The sequence below is a fragment of the Roseateles sp. P5_E11 genome, from assembly GCF_054049355.1.
The window spans coordinates 1-3,880 of the sequence record NZ_JBFUMO010000549.1 but is presented as its reverse complement, the minus strand read 5'-3'; the positions used below and the strand labels follow the sequence as shown (position 1 = coordinate 3,880).

Below are 3,880 nucleotides of genomic sequence, written 5' to 3'. Positions count from 1 at the left end.
GAGCAGCATCACCGATGGCCTGCTGCTCATCGAGCATGACGGGCGCATCGGCTACGTCAACGAGCAGGGCGCCCGGCTGCTCGGCCGTGGGGCCGACGAGCTGACCGGGCGGCGCAGTGGCGAGGTCTTTGGCGCCGGCGAGTTCGAGGCCGGCTTCGACAAGGCCCGGTCCAAGGGCGGTCAGGCCGTGTCTTTCGAGGCCATGGCGCCRGGTGCCCCGGAGCGCTGGCTGGAATGCCATTGCTATCCCTCGCACGACGGTCTGTCCGTCTACTTCCACGACATCACCGACCGCCGCGAGCTGCAGCTGCGCCGCGATCAGTTGCTGTCCGCCGAGCAGGCCGCGCGCGGCGCCGCCGACCAGGCCGCGCGCGCCAAGGAGGAGTTCGTCGCCGCGATCAGCCACGAGCTGCGCACGCCGCTGGCGGCCATCCTCGGCTGGGTCAACGTGCTCACCCACCCCGGCGTGCAGCCCGGCATGCTGCAACGGGGCATCCAGGCCATCGCGCGCAATGCCCAGGCCCAGGCCGTCCTGGTCGACGACCTGCTGGAGATGAGCCGCATCGTCGCCGGCAAGCAGCTGATGAATGTCGAGCGGGTGGACCTGAACGGCATCGTTGCGGGCGCGGCCGACACGGCCCGCCCGACAGCCCAGTCCCGCCAGCTCGAGATCGTGCTGCAGCTGGCGCCCGAGGCCGCCGAGGTCTTTGGCGACGCGCGCCGGCTCACGCAGATCGTCATGAACCTGATCACCAACGCGATGAAGTTCACCCCCACGGGCGGCAGCATCACGCTGTCGACGAAGCTGAACGGCCCCATCGTCGAGGTCGCGGTCAGCGACACCGGCCAGGGCATCGACCCTGAATTCCTGCCGCAGCTCTTCGACCGCTTCACCCAGGCCGACGGCACCGCCTCCAGCGTGCATGGCGGCCTGGGGCTGGGCTTGTCCATCGTCAAGAACCTCGTCGAGCTGCACGGCGGCGAGGTGGCAGCCCACAGTGCGGGCCGCGGCCAGGGCTCGGTGTTCAGCCTGCGCCTGCCGCGCGCCGGCCAGTCGAACGTGGCGGGTGTTGAAACCGAGGCGGGCGGTGTCGAGCCCTTGATCTCTGGCGTGCGGGTGCTGCTCGTCGATGACCACCCCGACGTGCTCGAGGCCCATGCCCGCCTGCTGTCCGAGCGCGGCGCTGATGTTGTCACGGCCGAGTCGGCGGAGGCCGCCATCGCCTTGCTGCAGCAGCAGCGCTTCGATGTGCTGCTGAGCGATCTCGGCATGCCCGGCATGGGGGGTTATGACCTGATCCGACATGTGCGCCAGGCCATGGAACTGGGCCCGGACGTGCTGCCCGCGGCGGCCGTCACGGCCTATGTGCGCGCGACCGACCGCGAGGCCGCGCTCGAGGCAGGCTTCCAGCGCTGCGTGCCCAAGGCAGTGTCCCCGCATCTGCTGGCCCGCGCCGTGGCCGAGCTCAGTGCTGCCCGGCCCACGCAGGCGCCGGCCTTGCGGGTGCTGTTCGTGGAGGACAACGCCGATCTGCGTGAACAGATCGCCTATTTGCTGGAGGAGGTGGGGATGCAGCCCGAAAGCTGCGCGACAGCAGAGGAAGCGCTGGCGGCCTATGCGCCCGACAAGTTCGACCTCGTCATGACCGACGTCAGCCTGCCGGGGATGTCAGGCATCGACCTCGCCCGGGCCATCCTGCGCCACGCGCCGGACACGTGGGTGGTGTTCTCGTCGGGCTATGAGATGGGCTCGGACCTGTCGGACTTCGGCCCCCATGTGCGGGCGCTGCTCAAGCCCTTCGACCTGCCCGACCTGCAACTGCTGCAGACCGAGATCCGCGGCGAGATGGCGCGGCGCTGACGGGCGCGGGCTCAGTGCCCGCGGCGCGGGCCGGAGTCGTCACGGTCGTGGCTCCAGCGGTCGTTGCGCTCGTGGCGACCATGGTCCCAACGGTCGTCGCGACCTTCCCAGCGACGCTCGCGGTAGGACGGCGCATAAACCACCCGCGGGGCCGGCGCGTAGTAGACGTCGCGCTCGACATAGCGGCGCGCCGGCGCATAGCGCACGACGGGTGCCGGCTCGTAGTAGACCGGTGCCGGCTCGTAATAAACCGGAGCGGGTGCCGGTGCGTAGTAACCGCCGTTCGACACGACGACACCCGCGGCCGGCAGGCTGACGCCGATGGACCAGTGTGTGCCTGCCTGGGCAGTAGCGGCGCCCAGCAGGGCGGCGGTGGCGGCAAAAGCGGCGATGAGGGGACGAAGCATGGCGGAACTCCTACAGGGCCGAACAAGATGCTGGCCGTGCTCGAACAACGCCAGGCCCCGCCCGACGTTGACGCCGTCCTGCGCCGTTGCGTAAGAGGGTGTTTCGGGGTTGACCCTTAGGTATTGCCGCGCGCCTGGCCTGCGTGGCTTGACCGATGCCGAGGAGCGCCCGTTTGCCGAGACTTCCATCACGGTCGCGCCCCGCTTCGAGGTCAGCACCGCAACGGAGACAAACCTCATGAATCTGCGCCGCCACCTTGTGTGGGCGGGCGTTGCGATCCTGGGTGCCGCATCCCTCGCCACCGTGGCCCTGAGCCGCGGCGAGACGATCAGCGCACTGTGGGTCGTGGCTGCCGCCCTGTGCACCTACCTCATCGCCTACCGCTACTACAGCCTGTTCATCGCGAACAAGGTGCTGGAGCTGGACCCCAAGCGGCAGACGCCGGCCTGGAAGTACAACGATGGGCTGGACTACGTGCCCACCAACAAGCACGTGCTCTACGGCCACCACTTCGCGGCGATTGCCGGTGCAGGCCCGCTGGTCGGCCCCGTGCTGGCGGCGCAGATGGGCTATCTGCCCGGCCTGCTGTGGATCCTGGCGGGCGTCGTCTTCGCCGGCGCAGTGCAGGACTTCATCGTTCTTTTCATCTCCACGCGCCGTGATGGCCGGTCGCTCGGCGACCTCGTCAAGCAGGAGATGGGCACGGTACCGGGCCTGATCGCGTTGTTCGGCGCCTTCATGATCATGATCATCATCCTGGCGGTGCTGGCGCTGATCGTCGTCAAGGCCCTGGCGGATTCGCCCTGGGGCCTGTTCACGGTGGCGGCGACGATTCCGGTGGCGCTGTTCATGGGCGTCTACCTGCGCTTCATCCGCCCGGGCCGCATCGGCGAGGTGTCGGTCATCGGCTTCGTGCTGCTGATGGGCGCCATCTTCGGCGGCCAGGCGGTCAGCGAGAGCGCCACGCTGGCGCCCATCTTCACGCTGGCCCCGACCACACTCGTCGGCCTGCTGATCGGCTATGGCTTTGTCGCCGCCTGCATCCCGGTGTGGCTGCTGCTCGCGCCGCGCGACTACCTCAGCACCTTCCTGAAGATCGGCACCATCATCGCGCTGGCCATCGGCATCGTCATCGTCGCGCCGCCGCTGAAGATGCCGGCGCTGACGCAGTTCGCGTCGGGTGGCGGGCCGGTCTGGGCTGGCAGCCTGTTCCCCTTCCTGTTCATCACCATCGCCTGCGGCGCCGTGTCGGGCTTCCATGCGCTGATCTCGTCGGGCACCAGCCCAAAGCTGCTGGAGAACGAGACCCACGCCCGCTACATCGGCTACGGCGGCATGCTGGCCGAGAGCTTCGTCGCCGTGATGGCGCTGGTCGCGGCCTCCTGCATCGAGCCGGGCGTCTACTTTGCGATGAACAGCCCGGCCGCGGTCGTCGGCAAGGACGCCGCCACGGTCGCGCAGACGTTGTCGACCTGGGGCTTTGTTGTGACGCCAGAGATGCTGACGCAGGCCGCGGCCGACGTCGGGGAGAAGACCATCCTGGCCCGGGCAGGCGGTGCGCCGACGCTGGCCGTGGGCATGGCCGAGATCCTGCACCAGGTGGTGGGCGGC

Annotated in this window: 3 protein-coding genes; 2 read left to right on the top strand and 1 reads right to left on the bottom strand. The window is 69.2% G+C overall.

The window, feature by feature from the left end:
• On the top strand, positions 1–1,861 hold a 1,861-nt coding region (locus ACXJKR_RS26685), incomplete at its 5' end, for a response regulator (protein ID WP_457325389.1).
• An 11-nt stretch (positions 1,862–1,872) separates the two neighbouring features.
• On the opposite strand, the gene ACXJKR_RS26680 is transcribed toward ACXJKR_RS26685, so the two are convergent.
• The gene (locus tag ACXJKR_RS26680; RefSeq protein WP_457325388.1) at positions 1,873–2,268 is read right to left on the bottom strand and encodes a hypothetical protein; all 396 of its coding nucleotides are present in this window, start codon (positions 2,266–2,268) and stop codon (positions 1,873–1,875) included.
• A gap of 238 nt (positions 2,269–2,506) precedes the next feature.
• Here ACXJKR_RS26680 and ACXJKR_RS26675 point away from each other — a divergent pair.
• A partial coding sequence (locus ACXJKR_RS26675) for a carbon starvation CstA family protein (RefSeq protein WP_457325387.1) occupies positions 2,507–3,880 on the top strand: 1,374 nt, incomplete at its 3' end.

Coding starts and splice junctions, on each gene's coding strand:
- ACXJKR_RS26680 (WP_457325388.1), bottom strand. CDS start 2,268: ATGCTTCGTCCCCTCATCGCCGCTTTTGCCGCCACCGCCGCCCTGCTG.